The following is an 18,635-nucleotide window of genomic DNA, read 5'->3' on the forward strand; positions in this document are numbered from 1 at the left end:
CCAGCGCGAATGCGCTGGCGCGTATCCGAGCATGGCTCGGCTCTACAGTAAGGTCGGCCTGCGGCCGCAACCTTATTTGACGCGTGCGGAGTATTCGCCCGAACGGGTGTCGACGCGGATCACTTCGTCCTGATTGACGAACAGCGGCACGCGGACCACGGCGCCGGTTTCCAGGGTCGCCGGCTTGCCGCCGCCACCCGAGGTGTCGCCACGGACGCCCGGATCGGTTTCGGTGATCTTCAGTTCGACGAAGTTCGGCGGCTGAACGAAGATCGGCTCGCCATTCCACAGGGTGACCACGCAGGACTCTTCGCCCTTCAGCCACTTCTCGGCGCCGCCCATGCCAGCCTTGGTGGCCTGGACCTGCTCGAAGGACTCCGGATCCATGAAGTGCCAGTACTCGCCGTCGCTGTACATGAAGTTCATGTCGGTATCGACGACGTCGGCTGCATCCAGCGAGTCGGTCGACTTCATGGTGACTTCCTGGGTACGCCCGTCCTTGATCAGGCGGTACTTAACGCGGGTGAAGGCCTGGCCCTTGCCCGGCTTGACGTATTCGGTGTCGATGATGACGGCCGGTTGGTTGTTGACCAGGATCTTCATCCCGTTCTTGACGTCGTTCATGCCGTAGCTGGCCATGCGTAAACTCCTGAGTGGCAGAAACGCCGCGGGTGCGGCGAGCCGTTAGAATGGAAAGCCCACCGGATGCCGGTGGGCGACTGTTTTTCTGCCCCCATGATAACCGCAGGCCCCCTCTCCATGCAGCTTTCCGCCTTCCCCCGGCCCCAGTCGCCAGGCGCGCCCGCGCGCTGGCAGCAGCTCTGGCGCCAGGCGCTGCGCGACCCGCGCGCCCTGCTGGCCCGGCTGCAGTTGGACCCGGCGGCGCTGGGTGTCTCGGAGGCGGCCATGGCCCAGTTCGCATTGCGCGTGCCCGAGGGCTTCGTAGCCCGCATGCGCGTGGGCGATGCGGCCGACCCGCTGCTGCGCCAGGTGCTGCCGATCGACGAGGAAATGCGTCCGGCGCCCGGGTTCAGCTTCGACGCGGTGGGCGATGGTGCCGCCAGGAAGGCTACCGGGGTGATCCAGAAGTATCGTGGCCGTGCCCTGCTGGTCGCCACCGGCAGCTGCGCGGTCAACTGCCGCTACTGCTTCCGCCGCCACTTCGACTATGGCGCGGAAAACGCTGCCAAGGGCGGCTGGCAGGAGGCCGTAGCCGCCATCGCGGCCGACCCGGACATCGACGAGGTGATCCTGTCCGGCGGTGACCCGTTGTCACTGGCCACGCACAAGCTGGTCGAGCTGACCGACGCCCTGCGCGCGATTCCGCATATCCGCCGCCTGCGCATCCATACCCGGCTGCCGGTCGTGCTGCCGGAACGCGTGGACGATGAACTGGCGTGCTGGCTGGGCAGCCTGCCATGGCCGCTGGCGGTCGTGGTCCACGCCAATCACGCCAATGAATTCGACGCCAGCGTGGACGCGGCGATGGCCCGCCTGCGCGGCGTCGGCGCCCAGCTGCTGAACCAGGCGGTACTGCTGCGCGGGGTCAACGACAGCGTGCAGGCCCTGCAGGACCTGAGCGAGCGCAGCTTCGCCGCCGGCGTGCTGCCCTACTACCTGCACCAGCTGGACCGGGTCGAAGGCGTGGCCCACTTCGAAGTGGACGATGCCCAGGCCAAGGCGCTGATTGCCGGCCTGACCGCACGCCTGTCCGGCTATCTGATTCCGAAGCTGGTGCGCGAACTGCCCGGCGACCCGAGCAAGCGCCCGCTGTAACAAAAAGGGGACGGAGGGGATTAAGTCGCAAATGCATAGGCGACTTAATTCCCTCCGTCCCCTTTTTGTGTGGGTCAGAGGCCCGATTCGATCATCCGCACCACTTCGGTGGCGGTCACCGGGTGGCTCAGCCAGTAGCCCTGGCCAAGATCGCAGCCGCGCTGCACCAGCAGTTCGAACTGCGCCTGCTGCTCGATGCCCTCGGCCACCACCGTGATGCCCAGTGCGTGGGCCATGGCGATGATCGCCGTGGTCAGGGCCAGGTCGTCGGGATCGCGCTGCATGTCGGCCACGAAGCTCTTGTCGATCTTCACGCCATCAACGGGAACCTGGCGCAGGTGACTGAGCCCGGAGAAGCCGGTGCCGAAATCGTCCAGCCAGACCTTCACGCCGGTGCGGTGCAGCTTGTCCAGCAGCTGCGCGGCGACCATCTCGTCACCGATCACCGCGGTTTCGGTCAGCTCCAGATGCAGGCGCGACGCCGGCAGCCCGGACTCATGCAGGCACTGCGCGACCAATGCCGGCAGTTCACCGCCGCGCAGCTGCCGCGGCGACACATTCACCGACACGAACAGATCATCGCCGCCCGCCCCGCGTGGCCACTGTGACGCTTCCATGCAGGCCGCACGCAGCACCTTCGGGCCGATGAGCTCGATCAGCCCGCTCTGCTCGGCCACTTCGATGAACACCGACGGCGGAATCGTGCCCAGGGTCGGATGCTGCCAGCGCAGCAGCACTTCCACGCCGACCATGCGCCGGTCGCGCATGCGGAAGATCGGCTGGTAGGCCAGGCGCAGCTCGCCGCGCTCCCAGGCCCCGCGCAGCTCCTGCTCCATGTGCACCCGGCGCTCGACCGCGTGGTCCATCGCACGGCTGTAATAGCGGTAGCAGTTCTTGCCGGCCATCTTGGCCTGGTACATGGCGATGTCGCCGTTCTTCAGCAGCGTTGTCGCATCAGCGGCATCGTCCGGGAACAGGGTCACGCCGATCGAAGTACCCAGGAACAGTTCCCGGCCCTGCACCACCAGCGGCTTGCCCAGCTCGCGCACCAGCACTTCGGCCAGCAGCCGTGCGTTGGCCGCCACGTCGCCATCACCGACCAGGATCACGAACTCGTCGCCGCCGAAGCGGGCCAGCAGAGCTTCATCGCCACCGGCCTCGGTAACCGCACTGCCGATGCGCTGCGCGAACTGCAACAGCGCTTCGTCACCGGCCTCATGGCCCAGGGTGTCGTTGACGCGCTTGAAATCGTCGATATCGGCAAACAGCAGGCCCAGCCGATGATTGGATGCGCGCGCGGCCATCAGGCGATGGTCCAGTGCTTCCCGGAATGCCAGCCGGTTGGTCAGCCCGGTCAGCGCATCGGTATAGGCCATGCGCCGCACCTCGCGGTCATGCCGGGCGATGGCATCGCGCATGCGGGCGAAGCCGCGCACCAGCTCGCCAACCTCGTCGTCGCGGGTGTTCTCGGCCAGCGGCGCCTGGTAGTCGCCGGCCTCGATGCGGCGCGCCGCAGCGGCCAGGTCCCGGATCGGCGCAACCAGGGTGCGCTGCACGTACAGGATCACCACCACGCCGATCACCACCAGCAGGCCCAGCATCAGCAGCAGCCAGCCCAGGTGGCGGCTGCCTACCTGCTGCAGGCGCTCGCCGAGCGTGGCATTGGCGGCCTGTTCGCGCTGCTGCACCTCGTCCAGCGCCATGCCGACGCGGACCCCGCCGATGCGCTGGTTGCCGACCATGATCGGCATGGTGTTGTCGAGCACCTTGGGCGATTCCTGCACCACCAGCGCCTGCGCCACCGCGGCCTTGGGGGCCAGCGGGTCGGTCATCGGCTGGCCGAAGCCGGACACCTCGATCGAGCCGTCATGCACCAGCCGGCCGCGTTCGTCGAACACCAGCACATAGCGCACGACCGGTTGCCGTGCGGTGCTGCGCACCAGCGCACCGACCTGGTCCAGGTCGCGGTAGTACAGCGGGTTGGCCAGCGCGTCGGACAGCTCGCGCGCCATCGCTTCGCCGCGGCTGCGCACGCTGCGGTCGAACAGTTCATGGATGACGCCACCACTGAGGTTGCGCACCTCGCCCTGCATCGCCGCCTGCCGCCCCAGCAACACCGCCAGGATCGCCACCACCACGACCATCGCCCCGCCCATCGCGAGCAGGAACCGGGCCTGCATTCCCGAGCCGAGCCACTTCATTCCACTTCCATCCGCACGCGCGTCAATCCTTGTTTCAATTCATCCAGCCGCTGCTGCGCATGCGCATCGACGCGGTGGAAACCGGAAGTGCCGAAAAACCGATGCAGCGCCCCCTGTGCCTGCGGGTCGCTGGCCGCCTGCAGCAGGACGTCCTGCAGCCGGTCACGTACCCGCGGGTCAAGGTCGGCGCGAACCATTTCCACCGCCCGTGGGTAGGGTTCGGTGCGCAGCAGTTCGCGGAAGTCGCGCCGGAATGCTGTCGGCATCCGTCGCTCGTCATTCCAGTCCACGCTGCTCACCGCCCCCACTTCGACCATGCCCTTGTGCACGAACGTGGCGATGTTCAACTCGCTACGCGCGAACACGTACCCCACGCTGTCCCGGCCCGGCACGTCCCACACACCGGCCAGGATCTGCGGCGCCAGCCCCTCCTGCAGCAGCGTCATCACCGGCACCAGGTAGGCACTGGTGGACGCCGTGTTCTGCAGCGCCAGGCGATGCCCGCGCAGGTCCTGGATCCGCTGGATCGGACTGTCGCGACGCACGAAGAACACGGTCTGGTACTCACGCACGCCATTGCGCTCGGTCAGCAGCAGCGGCCGCGCGCCACTGCGCTGGCCCAGTGCCACCGCCGTACCCGACGTTTCCGTGACCCAGTCGACCCGCCCCCGCCGCAGATAGCTGGCCATCTGCTGCGGGTCGCGTGCCATCAGGATCCGCCCTTCCTTGATGCCGACGTCTTGCATGCGTGCCACTACATAGTCCAGCAACGGTTGCAGCTGCTCGTAATGGGCCTTGGGATCATCGCTGATCCGGCCCAGCACCAGCACCCGGTCCGGTGCTGCATGCACCGTCCCGGCCAGCAGGATCATGACCAGGCTCAGCAGTCCCCTCTGCACTGCCCTCCGCAGACCCGACACAGGCTTCATCCCCCCTGGGTATCCGGACAGACTACCCGAAAAAATGAGAACGTCGTCAGCTGTTCTTGTTGCCCGCCTGTGCCAGCCGCGCCATCCGCTGGGTGTCGGCGAGGATGCCACGCAACAGGCGCACTTCCTGCTCGCTGGGCTCGCTGCGCAGGAACAGCCGGCGCAGCTTGCGCATCGCCGATTCCGGCGCGCGGCCCTTGTGGAAATCGATCTCATCCAGGGTGTCGCCAAGCTGGGCGAAAAAGCTCTCCATCTGCTCATGGCTTGCTGCCTGTTCGCGGAAACCGGGCTCGGCGTCCACGGCCGGCTGCGCGCCCAGCAGCTGCATGCGTGTTTCATAGGCCAGCACCTGCACGGCGGCAGCCAGATTGAGCGAGCTGAACGCCGGATCGGACGGGATGTGCACCGCTGCATGGCAGAGCTGCAGTTCTTCGTTGGTCAGGCCAGTGCGCTCACGGCCGAACACCAGCGCCACCTCGGCGCCCTCGCCCGCCTTGGCCACCGCACGAGCGGCGGCATCGGCCGGCAGGTACTCCTCCAGCTGGACGCGGCGGGCACGCGCGGTGCAGCCCAGCACCAGGCGGCAATCGGCCACGGCCTCGGCCAGGGTGGCGACCACCGGGGCGTCCCCCAGCACATCTTCGGCCCCGGCCGAGCGGCGGAAGGCCTCCTCGTCCAGAGGCTTTTCGGGAGCGACCAGCACCAGGCGGGCCAGGCCCATGGTCTTCAGGGCACGGGCGGCGGCCCCCATGTTGCCGGGGTGCTGGGTACCGACCAGGACGAATCGGAGGCGGGTGGCGGCGGGAAACTGGGACATGAACAGGGAAAAGGTCGAGCTGGACGATGACCAATGGTAAACTGTGCGGCCGGCCACTGCGCCGGACCCGCTCTTTTCCCCCGCCAGTCCATCTCTTCTGCCTTTCCGGGAGCCCACGCCATGCAGAAACCCGCCGTCACCGTCATGGTCAAGGCCGCCCGCCTCGCCGGCAACGTCCTGTTGCGCAACATCAACAAGCTCGAGGCACTGAACGTGGTGCAGAAGGGCCGGATGGACTACGCCAGCGAAGTGGATGCGGACGCGGAAAAGGTCATCGTCAAGGAACTCAAGCGCGCTTACCCGGACTACGGCATCTTCGGTGAAGAAGGTGGCGTGCAGGGCGAGCGCCGCCAGATGTGGGTCATCGACCCGCTGGACGGCACCAGCAACTACCTGCGTGGCGTGCCGCACTACTGCGTGTCGATCGCGCTGGTCGAGAACGGCGAGCCGACCGACGCGGTCATCTTCGACCCGCTGCGCAATGAACTGTTCACTGCCAGCCGCGGCGCCGGCGCGGTGCTCAACGACCGCCGCATCCGCGTGGCCGATCGCAAGGACCTGGACGGCACCATGATCCACACCGGTTTCGCCCCGCGCGAGCGCAGCCGTGCCAGCGCCCAGCTGAAGGCGGTCGACGCCCTGCTGGTGCACGGTGAGGACATCCGCCGCACCGGTTCGGCGGCACTGGACCTGGCCTACGTGGCCTGCGGCCGCGCCGACGCCTACTTCGAAGCCGGCGTGAAGGCGTGGGACATCGCCGCCGGCCTGCTGCTGGTCCGCGAGGCGGGCGGCAAGGTCTGTGACTTCAAGGGCGCGACCCTGGGCCGCATGGACAACCGTGGCCCGGAGACCCACCAGATCGTAGCCGGCAACCTGAAGGTGGCCGAGTCGCTGCAGAAGGTGCTGGTGAACACCGGCTACGCCGCCGAGTTCGACGCGAAGTTCTGAGGTTTCGCGTAAAGCGGTTCATGGGGACGGCATCTGCGAAGGTGCCGTTTTCGTTTGTGCGAACGGAGAGTCATTTCCGCGACTGCGGAGGGGTGTCACGTTCTTTGCGCGCAAAGAAAGTAACCAAAGAAACGCTCCGCCAGCCGCGAGCCGTCGCTGCGCGCCGGTGCCCTGCGGTGCTCGGCTCGCTCAAGGCGGACCCAAGGTCAAACGCCACAGCTGTACCCAGTAGATCCACGCCACGCGTGGATGCTGTTGCCAGCCATTTTCATCACGAAGGCTCAGCGTTTAAGGCGTTGCTCGATGAACGACCTGATATCGGACCCTTCTTTGCTTACTCGAAGACAAGCCAGCGCAGCAAATGGATTGAACGGCACCTTCGATTCCATCTCATGACCAACCAACATGGGCTCGGGCACGCCATTCTCGTTCAGTTCGACACACGACCATTCGCCACCGAAGCGGTGCCTGACAACCTCACCTAGATATCGAGCGCTCGAGTACTGCATCAGCTCTTCTTCCTCGCCAGCTTCATCCAGAAGTGCGATGAGCCTGTAGAGCGTGAGATCGAGCCCCTCCCAGCCATGCTCGGGATCAGGAAGTGCGGCATGCCCCCGCCTTTCGAGCGCATCGCTGAACATCTCCAGCTCGGTCACCGTATGCTCATTGAATTCCTCAAGGAACTCAGCCTTGAGGTCATCGAACGCCTCATTGTCTCCTCGATTCACGTCGGGCATTCCCATTCGCTCTGCGAAACAACTCCAGACTAAGCCAGGTCCTCGTTTGCGGTTCAATGCACACGGACAGGCACCTCACCCGATCCCTTGCAGTGCAAGGGGACAATGGATCCAAGTACGGCATTCCAGCCGGGCAAGAAGTGCCATTTGCGACAAAAACCAAGAGCACATCTACACGGCGACGGATTCAAACAAAAACGCCCGGCGCGGGGCCAGGCGTTCCTGCACTACCGTGGAAGCGCGGAGGCTTACGCCACCGTCGACGCCCGCAGCGCGGCGATGCGCTCTTCCAGCGGCGGATGGCTCATGAACAGCTTCTTCGCCGTCGATCCGGAAATGCCGAAGGCGGCAATCTGGGTCGGCAGCGTGCTCTGGCCGTGGTTGAGCTGCAGGCGCTCCAGCGCGGCGATCATCTTCTGGCGGCCCGCCAGCGAGGCACCCCCCGCATCGGCACGGAACTCGCGGTGGCGCGAGAACCACATCGAGATCATCGTGGCGAACAGGCCGAACACCATCTCCAGCACGAACACGATGATGTAGTAGGCGAAGCCACGGCCGCCGCCTTCGCGGTTGCCCGACAGCGCGCTGTCGATGATGCCACCGACCACGCGGGCCAGCACGATCACGAAGGTGTTCAACACGCCCTGCAGCAGCGCCATGGTGATCATGTCACCGTTGGCGACGTGGGCGATCTCGTGGCCCAGCACCGCTTCAGCCTCGTCTTCGCTCATGTTGTGCAGCAGGCCGGTGGACACCGCCACCAGCGCGTTGTTGCGGTTGGCACCGGTGGCGAAGGCGTTGATCTCCGGGCCGTCATAGACCGCCACTTCCGGCATGCCGATGCCGGCGGCCTTGGCCTGGCGCTCGACCGTGGCCAGCAGCCAGCGCTCGGTCTGGTTGCGCGGCTCGGTGATCACCACCGCACCGGTGGAGCGCTTGGCCATCCACTTGGACAGCAGCAGCGAGATGAAGGAGCCACCGAAACCGAAGATGCCGGCCATCACCAGCAGGCCGCTCATCGAACGCGCGTCCACGCCCAGGATCGACATGACGATGCCGGCCAGGATCAGGACCGCGAGGTTGGTCGCCAGGAACAGGGCAATACGGGTGAACATGGGAAAATCCGGCTCGGAAGGGGTCGATATCCGTCAATTTGCGGTGCGCTCAGCTTGAATTCAAGCGCCAACCTGACCGACGATTCAGCCTGCATGACCGCCATTGTTCCCTGCGGCCGCTTCGCGCCCTCGCCGACCGGCCTGCTCCACCCCGGATCCCTGCTTGCCGCCTTCGGCAGCTGGCTGCTGGCCCGCCACCACGGCGGCCTGTGGCGGCTGCGCATCGAAGACGTTGACCCGCCGCGTACCGTGCCCGGCGCCGCGCAGTCACAGCTGCAGGCACTGGCTGCGTTCGGCCTGGTCCACGACGGCCCGGTCCTGTGGCAGAGCGCGCGAGGCGAGGCCTACCAGGCCGCGCTGGATATGTTGCTGGCCAGCGACCAGGCCTTCATCTGCCACTGCAGCCGCAGCGAACTGGCTGCCAGCGGCGGCATCCATCACCGCTGCGTTGCGCGGCAACCGCGACCGGACCCTGCCGTCCGCTTTCGCGTGCCACCGGGCAGCGTCGTGCACTTCGACGATGGCCTGCGTGGCCCGCAGCAGCAGGACGTGCATGCCGAAGTCGGCGACTTCGTGCTGCGCCGTGCCGACGGCTGCTGGGCCTACCAGCTGGCGGTGGTGGTCGATGACGCCGCGCAGAGGGTGACCGAAGTGGTGCGCGGCGCCGATCTGCTCGATTCCACCGCGCGGCAGATCCTGCTGCAGCAGGCGCTGGGCCTGGCCGTGCCGCGCTACTGGCACCTGCCGCTGCTGCTCGACGCCCCCGGCCACAAACTGTCCAAGTCGCTGGCGTCGCTGCCGGTGGACAGTACACGGCCGGTGCCGGTACTGCGCGCGCTCTGGCAGCTGCTGGGCCAGGCCCCTGCCGCACTGGGCGGCGCCGATGACCGGGATGCGCTGCTGCACGCTGCGCAACGGGCATTCGACCCGGCTCGACTGCCGCGGACCGACATCCTGTTGCCGGCCGGCGCACTTTCCGCGCCGATGTTGCAGAATCCCCCTTTCCCCACCTGATTCCCGGACAGCATTCCATGACATCTCGCGTCGCACTGGTCACCGGCGGAACCGGCGGCATCGGTACCGCCATCTGCCAACGCCTGGCCGACCAGGGCCACCGGGTCGCCACCAATTACCGCGACGAGGACAAGGCCCGCGCATGGCAGCAGGCGATGACCGAGCGCGGCCACAACGTGTCGATCTTCCCGGGCGATGTCTCCGATCCGGGCAGCGCCGAGGCGCTGGTGCGTGCGGTCGAGGCCGAGCTGGGCCCGGTGGAGATCCTGGTCAACAACGCCGGCATCACCCGCGACACGACGTTCCACCGCATGCGCGCGGACCAGTGGCACGATGTGATCAACACCAACCTCAATTCGGTGTTCAACGTCACCCGCCCGGTCATCGAAGGCATGCGCCGCCGCGGCTGGGGCCGGGTGATCCAGATCAGCTCGATCAACGGCCTGAAGGGCCAGTACGGCCAGGCCAACTACGCCGCGGCCAAGGCCGGCATGCACGGCTTCACCATTTCGCTGGCCCGCGAGAACGCCGGCTTCGGCATCACCGTGAACACCATTTCGCCCGGCTACGTCGCCACTGACATGGTGATGGCGGTTCCGGAGGACGTGCGCGCCAAGATCATCGCCGACATCCCCACCGGGCGCCTCGGCAAGCCGGAGGAAATCGCCTATGGCGTGTCCTTCCTGGTGGCCGAGGAAGCCTCATGGATCACCGGCAGCAACCTGGACATCAACGGCGGCCACCACATGGGCTGGTAAGTCGCGCAGGGGCCGCTGCGGCATGCGCTGACGGCCCCTGCCGATGGTCATGCTGCGCAGCACGCAAACCCTTGCTGCGCAACATGATCGCTCCTGAAAGCCAAGCCTGGCGGGGCCTGGGGCGGTTGCAACCGCTGCTGCACTGCGCCATGCTGCGCGTCTACTGTGACGAGTACCGCTTCATGGCTGCGACCCGCATCATCAAGAAGTATCCGAACCGCCGTCTCTACGACACCGAGATCTCCAGCTACATCACCATCGAGGACGTGCGCCAGCTGATCCTGGACGGTGAAGACTTCGAAGTCCGCGACGCCAAGAGCGGCGACGACCTCACCCGTTCGGTCCTGCTGCAGATCATCGCCGACCAGGAACAGGACGGCGAACCGATGCTGTCCACCCAGCTGCTGAGCCAGCTGATCCGCTTCTACGGCGATTCCCTGCAGGGCTTCATGGGCAACTACCTGGAGCGCAGCATGCAGGTCTTCCTCGACCAGCAGCAGCAGTTCCGCCAGCAGATGGGCAACCTGCTGGGCCAGACCCCGTGGGCGATGATGAACCAGCTGACCGAGCGCAACCTGGAGCTGTGGCAGGAATTCCAGCGCAGCATGGGCAGCGGCTTCGGTGGCCCGCGCCCGGGCGGCACCGGAACGGGAACCGGCAACAAGCCCGGCGAACCCGGCACCGGTGCCGGCACCAGCGGCAAGACCCGCCGCTGAGCTGCAGCAACGGCTGATACGAAAACTGCGCGCCCCTGGCGCGCCGTCTTGTTTGCAATCGCGCCAACGGTGCGTCAGCGTTTGGCCTTGCACCCCGTGCACACGCGCTCGACCTTGTAGCCCTTCGCCCTCAGCTTCTCGACCACGCCGTCACTGCCCAGCAGGTGCAGCGTGCCGACCACCACCAGCGTACCGCCCTGCCCGGCCTGCAGGTACGGCTGCAGCTTCGGCACCCAGGCATCGTTGCGCCCGGTGTTGATGCGCTGGTACAGCTGCGGATACTGCTGGCGCATCTCTGCCGCCATCTTGGTCCACAGCAGGCGCTCGTCGCCGCGACGCCATGCATCATGCAGCAGCCGCGCCTGCTCATCGGCCTTGCCGGCCTGGTCCAGTGCTTCGGCCAGCATCTGCCGCTGTTCCTGCACCGTCATCCCGTCCAGCATGCCGATCTGGGTATCGATATCTTCCAGTCCCGCGGTCTTGCGGCCGGTCTTCTGCGCGCGCTCCATGAAGTGGCGGTCCAGGCCCAGCGCCGGGTCCAGGCCCAGCTTCTGCATCTGCCCGATCGAAATGCTCAGGCCGACGAACCAGGGCTTCATGCCCTGCATCTGCGCCAGCGGCAACTGGTTCTGGGCAGCAAAGGCCTGCAGCTTCTGCCAGGTGGCCGCATCCAGATCACGCTTCAGTTCGCTGCCATCGGTGCGGGTCGCAGCCTGCACCATGCGGCTGGCCAGCTGGGGCGATTGCATGTCTTCCGGCGACAGTTCGAACACCACCCGCTGCGAGGCTTCGAACGCCTGCTCGACATCGGGCGACAGCGGGTAGTCCTGTGGCTTCAGCAGATGGAACGATCCCAGCAGGTACACGCGTGCATCGCCTGGGCCGGTGACTTTCCACAACAGGGGTACCGGCGGCTTGGCTGCCGTTGCGGTTGCGGCCGCGGCAGGGCTGGCCTGGGCATCGCGGGCCGTGGCCAGTGGCGCCACTGCGCAGGCCGCCAGCAACAGCGCGGTACGGAACAGGTGTTTGATCGGCATGGTCAGCCTTCTCCTTCAGGCAGGTGGTAGGCCTTCTCGCCGGCTTCCACGCGCAGGTCCAACCGGTTTTCCGGCGGCGCCAGCGGGCAGGTCGCGTAGGCGGTGAACGCGCACGGTGGGTTGTAGGCATGGTTGAAATCGATGCGCACCGTGCCGTCTGCAGCGGGGGCATCGGTATCCAGATAGCGCCCGGCCGGATAGCTGCCGCGGCCGCTGGTGCGGTCGGCAAAGATCAGGAACAGTGGCTGCCCGGGCGCACCGATGGCCTCCAGGCGCCAGCTGCGGCCATCAAGTTCGAACTCCACCGCACCGGCATTGGGCATCTCGGTGGTCAGGCCAGTGATGTCGACGATCGGCAAGGTCTTGCCCGGCGGATGCGCGATGAAGCGCGCCTGCACCTGCCAGCCCGCGCCGCCCGGCCAGTACTGCAGGCCGGCGAAATCACGCCGCGCAGGCGCATCGGCATGCTTGACCCGCAGCGCGTCCCGTGGCCCCCGGCGGATGATGCTGAGCTGGCCCTTGCCGCCATCGAAGGCCAGCAGCGTCGGCTGCGCGTCCTTGTCGGTGTCGACGCGGATGCGGCCACGCACCGGCTGGCCGTCGTGGCTGACATCGACACCGGCTTCAGGCGTGAACCACCACTGGCTGCCTTCGCGGCGCAGCAGGCCCAGCTTGTCCGGTCCAACCGCTAGGCGGATCCCGTTGGTCGCGCCGCTGCCGACGAAGTGCGATTTGTTCTGCAGCCAGTGCAGGCCGACCAACGCTGTCCAGCCATCCGGCCGGGTCAGGTCCTGGTAGCGCGCTACCCGCCACTGCTGCTGCGCGGCCGCGTAGGCCGGATCTTCAGCGGCCATCGGCGCCGGCGGTGTTGCCGGGCTGCAGGCGGCCAACACCACGGCGGCCAGCAGGCCGCCCATTCCCCGATAACGCATCGATGCTCCCCTCAACGTCCGCGCAGGAACCAGCGGTCGATCTCCGCCAGCGAAAAACGGGCCCAGGTCGGTCGGCCATGGTTGCACTGGCCGGACCGTTCGGTGATTTCCATGTCGCGCAGCAGCGCGTTCATTTCCGGCACGGTCAGGCGCCGGTTGGCACGCACCGCGCCATGGCAGGCCATGGTCGACAGCAGCTCGTCGCGTGCACTGGCCACGCGGCGGCTCTGGCCATGCTCGCGCAGGTCGGTCAGCACGTCGCGCAGCAGTCCTTCCGGTTCGGCATGCGCCAGCAGTGCCGGAATGCTGCGCACGTGCAGCGAACCGGGGCCGGCCCGGGTCACCTCGAAGCCGAGCGCCGCCAGTGTGTCGGCTTCGCTTTCGGCGGTGTCGGCCTCGCGCTCGCCCACCGCCAGCGTGATCGGCACCAGCAACGGCTGCGACTGCAGGCCGATGCCATCGTGCGCATTCTTCAGGCGCTCGTAGCCGATGCGTTCGTGGGCCGCATGCATGTCGACCACGATCAGGCCTTCAGCGTTCTCGGCCAGGATGTAGATGCCATGCAGCTGCGCGATCGCATAGCCCAGCGGCGGTACACCCGCGTCGGCACTGGTCACCGGCAACCCGTTCTCGCTCGGCATCGGCGGCAACGCCGCTGCGCGTTCGGCAGCGGCCGGCGTGGCATACAACGCGGCGTAGGCCGCCGGTGCATCGGCCACCTGCAGGCCCAGCGGCTGCTGCGGACGCCAGCCAGAAAATCCGCCACCACCACCTCCCGAGCCGGGCGCAGCCCCACGCACCAGCCCGAACCCCGACGCGCCGGCGCTCGATGCCATCGGGACGGCGGCGGCGTCCACCGGATGTGCGGAGCCGGCACCGATTTCCTGCGCCGACATGCCGGCACGGGTATCGGCCAGCGCATCCTTCAACGTGCGATAGACGAAATCGTGGACCAGCCGCGAATCGCGGAAGCGCACCTCATGCTTGGCCGGGTGCACGTTGACGTCGACGCGGGTCGGATCCAGTTCAAGGAACAGCACATAGGCCGGCTGGCGGCCGTGATACAGCACGTCGCCGTAGGCCATCTTCACCGCGTGGGCGACGCTGCGGTCACGCACTGAGCGACCGTTGACGTACAGGTACTGCTGGTCGGCGCTCGCGCGCGAATAATGCGGCTGCGCAATCCAGCCATGCAGGCGCAGGCCGGCGCCGCTGTGGTCCACGCGCACGGCCTGGTTGGCGAAATCCTCGCCCAGCGTTTCGGCAAGGCGCGCATCGGAATACAGATCGCCCGGCTTGTAGCGCCGCGAGGCCTTGCCGTTGTGCGACACGCGCAGCTCGACATCCGGTCGCGCCAGCGCCAGCGAACGCAGCCACTCTTCGATATGGCCGAGTTCGGTACGCTCGGCGCGCAGAAACTTGCGCCGCGCCGGGACGTTGTAGAAGAGCTCGCGCACTTCCACCGTGGTGCCCGGCGCATGCGCGCGCGGGGTCACCTCGCCGATCTTGCCGCCTTCGATCTGCAGTGCCGAACCGTGCTCGTCGTGCGCGCGGCGCGAGCACAGGGTGAAGCGGCTGACCGATGCGATCGACGGCAGCGCTTCTCCCCGGAAACCAAGGGTGGCCACCGATTCGAGGTCGTCGAGATCGGCGATCTTGCTGGTGGCATGGCGCGACACCGCCAGGGGCAACTGCTCGGGCGCGATGCCACTGCCGTTGTCGCGGATGCGGATCAGGCGCACGCCGCCCTCTTCAAGATCGATATCAACGCGGCTGGCGCCGGCGTCGATCGCGTTCTCGACCAGCTCCTTGACCACCGACGCGGGTCGTTCGACCACTTCGCCGGCGGCGATCTGGTTGATCAGGATCTCCGGCAACGGCCGGATCGGGCGCGGATGGGTAGCAGACGTCATGCGGGGATGATAACGGAGCGGCAGAGGGTAGAGTCGAGCCATGCTCGACTGACGGGCTACCGACAAGGCCCAGTCGAGCGCGGCTCGACTCTACAGAAAGCAGTAACCCGCCTTCGGCGGGTTACTTGCTGCCGCCGGCCATGGTGGCTGCGGCGTCGATCTCGGCCTGCGCGCGGGCGGCATACAAGGTGCCCGGCGGCGGTTGGCGGCTGAAGAAGGTGTGCACGCCATCCAGCACGGCGCCCGCGACCTTGCGCTGGTAAGCCGGGTCCGTCAGGCGGCGCTCTTCATCCGGATTGGAGATGAACGCCGTTTCCACCAGCATCGCCGGCATGTCCGACGTGCGCAGCACCGCGAAGTTGGCGCGCTCGATGTTCGGCTTGTGGTTGTTGCCGATCCGCTTCAGGCCGCCCAGCACGTGGCCGGCCGCATCTTCGGACGCCTTCATGTAGCCGCTCTGGGCCAGGTCCAGCAGCACGTTGGCCAGGGTGCCTTCAGTCTGCTGCAGGCGCACGCCACCGACCAGGTCGGCCGCGTTTTCCTTGTCCGCCAGCCAGCGGGCGCGCTGCGAAGAGGCACCCTTGGTCGACAGAACGTACACCGACGAACCCGTGGCGGAACGGTTTTCAGCCGCATCGGCATGGATCGAAATGAAGATGTCCGCCTTGTTCGCACGCGCCTTCTGCGCACGCATCGGCAGCGGAATGAACACGTCGCTGTCGCGCGTCAGGTAGGCCTTGAGGCCCGGCGTGGCATTGACCTGGCGGGCCAGCTCACGCGCCACCGCCAGGGTGACATCCTTCTCGCGCTTGCCGGTCGGGCCGATCGCACCCGGGTCCTGGCCACCATGACCGGGATCGATCGCCACCACGAGGTGGCGCATGCCGGGCTGCATGCGGATGCGCGATGCATCGCTGGGCATGGCCGGACGCGGCGGCTCGGCCGGCGTCGGCGCCGGTGTGGGGGCCGTTGCCGGCGGCGTGGTCACCACCGCAGCGGTGCGCTGGCCGGCGAGGATTGCAGCCGGCGAGGATGAAGGCGTGCTGCTGGCCGCGACGCCCGCCGCAGCAACCTGGGCCGGCGCGCTGGTCGGTGCGGGGGTCGGCGTGGCGGGTGCGGCGGCGCTGGCGCTGGCCTGTTGCTGCACCTGTGCGGTCAACAGGGCCGTGGCCCGCGCAGCATCGGTGCGTGACTGCGCGTTCTCGGCCGGCGTGGGCGCGACTGAGCCCCCCACAGCGGCCGCCTGCGGCTGCACGGCCGGTGGCGTCGCCGGGCGGCTGGTGGCCACGGCAGGGCCATCACCCGGCCATTCGATCACCAGCTTGGATTCATTGCCCTCGCGCTGCATCTGCGGGCGGAACGGCGCCACCGATTCGGCAAGGTCGAACACGACACGGAAAGTGCCCGGGACCGGCTGTCCGGTACGCACCGCCGTCACCACGCCCTGCGCGGCCGGCATCTTCAGGTTGCGGACGGCGCTGGAGTCGGGGAAATCGACCACCAGGCGGTTCGGGCCGGCCAACGACAGGGTCTTGTAGCCGCCACTGCCGACCAGCGAGATCTCGGCACGGGTGCCAGTCGCGCCGGTGTTCAACAGGACCTGGCGCACTTCACCCGCCCACGCACTGACGCTCGCCAGACCCAGTCCGACGGCGGCACAGATGGCGATGAGACGGTTCCCCGGGCGCATGGCTCAGGATTCAATCACCGCGCTGAACGGAATGCAACACCTTTTTCCTTAATAATCCGTAACCTGCCGATCTTTGTTCTCGTCAGCCGACAGAAATGGCCTGCAAGTCGCCCCCTTTGGGCAGCCGTTTCAGCCATTCCTGTCCAGCGTCGCTGGCCGCGGTGAGACGGACACGGCGCCCCTGTCCTTCGATCTCCAGCGCTACTACCAGATCGGTCGGCGGCAGCGCGCCGGCGCCCCGTTCCGGCCATTCGACCAGCCACAGGACCGCGCTGCCTTCGTCCAGGCCGAGGAAATCCAGCTCACCGGCCTGGCCGATGCGGTACAGGTCCAGGTGCCACGCCTCACCGCCACTGGCCAGCGGATAGCGCTCGACCAGGGTGTAGGTGGGGCTGCGGATCGCCCCCTGCACGCCCAGCGCGCGCAGCAGCGCGCGGGCCGTGGTCGACTTGCCGGCGCCCAGGTCGCCGCGCAGTTCGATCAGCGCCTGCGGGGGCCGGGTGGCCGCCAGCCACTGCCCGAGCAGTTCGGTGGCGTCGCTGTCGGCAAGGAAGAATTCGGTCATGGGGAGAGGTCCGGGTTGGCCAGTCGCCGCAGCGGCGCCAGCAGATCAGTAGGAAGCAGGCCGCGCGCGCCATCGGCGGCAGCCGCATCGCCCGCCAGCGCATGCAGCAGCGCACCCGCGGCCGCGGCATCGAAGGCCGCAAGGCCCTGCGCGCGCAGGCTGGCGATGATGCCGGTGAGCAGGTCGCCCATGCCTCCCACGGCCATCCCTGGGTTACCGGCAGCGATCAACCGTGGCGTTTGCCCAGGCGCCGCCACGATGCTGCCAGCGCCCTTCAGCACCACCACGGCGTGGAAGCGCTCGGCCAGCATGTGCGCACAGGTGTAGCGGTCGGCCTGGATTTCAGCCGTGCTGCAGCCGAGCAGGCGTGCGGCCTCGCCCGGGTGCGGTGTGAGAATGGCATCGGGCAACGCGCGCGGATCCTGCGCCAGCAGGTTCAGGGCATCGGCATCGACCACCAATGGCTTGGCGCTGGCCAGCACCCGCGCAAACAAGGCGCGTGCCCATTCGTCCTGGCCCAGACCGGGCCCGATCGCCACCACCTTCGCCTTGTCCAGCAGCGCCGGCAGCACATCGCCGTCTTCCAGTGCATGGGTCATCGCCTCGGGCAGCCGAGCCAGCAGTGGACCGACGTGGTCGCGGCGGGTACCCAGGCTCAACAGCCCCGCCCCTGCGCGCAAGGCGGCCTCGGCTGCCATGGCGATGGCACCGCCGCTGCCGTGGTTGCCGCCGACGCACAGCACGTGGCCGGATTCCCCCTTGTGGGTATTTGCGCGGCGCGGCGGCAACAGGGCCGGCAACCGTGTCTGCGTCCAGTACTCCACGGCAGGCGACACGCTTTGCCATGCGGCAGCGGGCAACTGCAGGGGTGCCAGGGCCTTGTGCCCGCAATGATCCAGCGCGTCGCCGGTGTACAACCCGCGATGGGCCACGATGAACTGCAGGGTCAGCGCAGCACGTACTGCCGCGCCGGGTACCGCACCGCGGTCGGCATCGACGCCACTGGGCACATCCAGGGCCAGCACAGGTGCCGCCTGCGCATTGATCGCAACGATCAGCGCCTGCGCCGCACCCTCCGGCGCGCGATCAAAGCCCAGCCCGAACAGGGCATCGACCCAGATGTCGGCCTCGGGCAGCGCGCCGTCGAACTCGGTGACGGTGCCGCCGTCGGACCTGAACTCCGATGTTGCACGCTGCGCCAGCGCAGTCGATGGCGCCCTGCCCGGCAGGGCGATCACCCTCACCTCGCGCCCGGCCTGCAACGCGTGGCGAGCCAGCACAAGGCCGTCGCCGCCATTGTTGCCCGCACCGACCACCACGCCGATGCGCTGCGCCTGCGGCCAATGCTGCAGCAGGCACTGCCAGGCGGCCTGGCCCGCCTGCGCCATCAGTCCCCAGCCAGCATCCCCCGCCAGGGTGGACGCCTGGGCATCCAGCGCACGCGCGGCAGCGGAATCGAACAGATCGGCAAGGTTGGCCATGCAGGG

17 protein-coding genes are annotated in these 18,635 nt (G+C 67.6%); 5 read left to right on the top strand and 12 right to left on the bottom strand.

Features of this window, described 5'->3' with window-relative positions; all coding sequences use genetic code 11:
• Window positions 1-72 precede the first annotated feature (72 nt).
• The gene (gene efp, locus ACMGRF_RS11605) at window positions 73-639 is read right to left on the bottom strand and encodes an elongation factor P (protein ID WP_005410381.1); all 567 of its coding nucleotides are present in this window, start codon (window positions 637-639) and stop codon (window positions 73-75) included.
• A 96-nt stretch (window positions 640-735) separates the two neighbouring features.
• Here efp and epmB point away from each other — a divergent pair, with 96 nt between their 5' ends.
• Window positions 736-1,776, top strand: a complete 1,041-nt coding sequence (gene epmB / locus ACMGRF_RS11610; protein WP_262257152.1) for an EF-P beta-lysylation protein EpmB — start codon at window positions 736-738, stop codon at window positions 1,774-1,776.
• A gap of 74 nt (window positions 1,777-1,850) precedes the next feature.
• On the opposite strand, the gene ACMGRF_RS11615 is transcribed toward epmB, so the two are convergent.
• The 3 genes from ACMGRF_RS11615 to ACMGRF_RS11625 form a co-directional block, all read right to left on the bottom strand.
• Window positions 1,851-3,977 (bottom strand): putative bifunctional diguanylate cyclase/phosphodiesterase, encoded by a 2,127-nt coding sequence (locus ACMGRF_RS11615; RefSeq protein WP_005417742.1) that lies wholly within the window; start codon window positions 3,975-3,977, stop codon window positions 1,851-1,853.
• Window positions 3,974-4,849, bottom strand: coding sequence for a phosphate/phosphite/phosphonate ABC transporter substrate-binding protein (locus tag ACMGRF_RS11620; protein WP_049412674.1), 876 nt, complete (start codon window positions 4,847-4,849; stop codon window positions 3,974-3,976). Before ACMGRF_RS11620 ends, ACMGRF_RS11615 begins: the two co-directional genes overlap by 4 nt.
• A 103-nt stretch (window positions 4,850-4,952) precedes the next feature.
• Entirely contained in the window at window positions 4,953-5,723 is a 771-nt protein-coding gene (locus tag ACMGRF_RS11625) for an RNA methyltransferase (protein ID WP_049412676.1), read from the bottom strand.
• A gap of 120 nt (window positions 5,724-5,843) precedes the next feature.
• Here ACMGRF_RS11625 and ACMGRF_RS11630 point away from each other — a divergent pair, with 120 nt between their 5' ends.
• Window positions 5,844-6,671 (top strand): inositol monophosphatase family protein, encoded by an 828-nt coding sequence (locus tag ACMGRF_RS11630; protein WP_049440396.1) that lies wholly within the window; start codon window positions 5,844-5,846, stop codon window positions 6,669-6,671.
• Window positions 6,672-6,952: 281 nt separating this feature from the next.
• Here ACMGRF_RS11630 and ACMGRF_RS11635 read toward each other — a convergent pair whose 3' ends face one another.
• Window positions 6,953-7,408, bottom strand: a complete 456-nt coding sequence (locus tag ACMGRF_RS11635) for a hypothetical protein (protein ID WP_099487297.1) — start codon at window positions 7,406-7,408, stop codon at window positions 6,953-6,955.
• Window positions 7,409-7,656: 248 nt separating this feature from the next.
• Complete coding sequence (gene htpX, locus ACMGRF_RS11640) at window positions 7,657-8,523, bottom strand: protease HtpX (RefSeq protein ID WP_049415827.1); 867 nt, start codon at window positions 8,521-8,523, stop codon at window positions 7,657-7,659.
• A 93-nt stretch (window positions 8,524-8,616) separates the two neighbouring features.
• Between htpX and gluQRS the strand changes: the two genes are divergently transcribed.
• From gluQRS to phaR, 3 genes are all read left to right on the top strand, one after another.
• Window positions 8,617-9,537 (top strand): tRNA glutamyl-Q(34) synthetase GluQRS, encoded by a 921-nt coding sequence (gene gluQRS, locus ACMGRF_RS11645; RefSeq protein WP_049440799.1) that lies wholly within the window; start codon window positions 8,617-8,619, stop codon window positions 9,535-9,537.
• Between the two features lie 17 nt (window positions 9,538-9,554).
• Window positions 9,555-10,295, top strand: coding sequence for an acetoacetyl-CoA reductase (phbB, locus tag ACMGRF_RS11650; protein WP_049415831.1), 741 nt, complete (start codon window positions 9,555-9,557; stop codon window positions 10,293-10,295).
• A gap of 182 nt (window positions 10,296-10,477) precedes the next feature.
• Window positions 10,478-11,011, top strand: coding sequence for a polyhydroxyalkanoate synthesis repressor PhaR (gene phaR / locus ACMGRF_RS11655; RefSeq protein WP_049415851.1), 534 nt, complete (start codon window positions 10,478-10,480; stop codon window positions 11,009-11,011).
• 74 nt (window positions 11,012-11,085) lie between these two features.
• Here the strand turns inward: phaR and ACMGRF_RS11660 are convergent, their stop codons facing one another.
• The 6 genes from ACMGRF_RS11660 to ACMGRF_RS11685 form a co-directional block, all read right to left on the bottom strand.
• On the bottom strand, window positions 11,086-12,048 hold the full coding sequence (locus tag ACMGRF_RS11660) for a TraB/GumN family protein (RefSeq protein ID WP_049415833.1): 963 nt from the start codon (window positions 12,046-12,048) through the stop codon (window positions 11,086-11,088).
• A 2-nt stretch (window positions 12,049-12,050) separates the two neighbouring features.
• Window positions 12,051-12,980, bottom strand: a complete 930-nt coding sequence (locus ACMGRF_RS11665) for a DUF1684 domain-containing protein (protein WP_180879244.1) — start codon at window positions 12,978-12,980, stop codon at window positions 12,051-12,053.
• Between the two features lie 11 nt (window positions 12,981-12,991).
• Complete coding sequence (mutL, locus tag ACMGRF_RS11670; protein ID WP_100478494.1) at window positions 12,992-14,893, bottom strand: DNA mismatch repair endonuclease MutL; 1,902 nt, start codon at window positions 14,891-14,893, stop codon at window positions 12,992-12,994.
• 121 nt (window positions 14,894-15,014) lie between these two features.
• Window positions 15,015-16,583, bottom strand: coding sequence for an N-acetylmuramoyl-L-alanine amidase (locus tag ACMGRF_RS11675; protein WP_049440792.1), 1,569 nt, complete (start codon window positions 16,581-16,583; stop codon window positions 15,015-15,017).
• A gap of 82 nt (window positions 16,584-16,665) precedes the next feature.
• Window positions 16,666-17,148 carry a tRNA (adenosine(37)-N6)-threonylcarbamoyltransferase complex ATPase subunit type 1 TsaE gene (gene tsaE, locus ACMGRF_RS11680; RefSeq protein ID WP_049440789.1) on the bottom strand — a complete coding sequence of 161 codons (483 nt, stop codon included), beginning with the start codon at window positions 17,146-17,148 and terminating at the stop codon, window positions 16,666-16,668.
• Entirely contained in the window at window positions 17,145-18,629 is a 1,485-nt protein-coding gene (locus tag ACMGRF_RS11685) for an NAD(P)H-hydrate dehydratase (RefSeq protein ID WP_099487301.1), read from the bottom strand. Before ACMGRF_RS11685 ends, tsaE begins: the two co-directional genes overlap by 4 nt.
• Window positions 18,630-18,635: the final 6 nt, after the last annotated feature.

It is taken from the genome of Stenotrophomonas sp. EMP41, from assembly GCF_047495535.1.
Classification (GTDB): domain Bacteria; phylum Pseudomonadota; class Gammaproteobacteria; order Xanthomonadales; family Xanthomonadaceae; genus Stenotrophomonas; species Stenotrophomonas sepilia.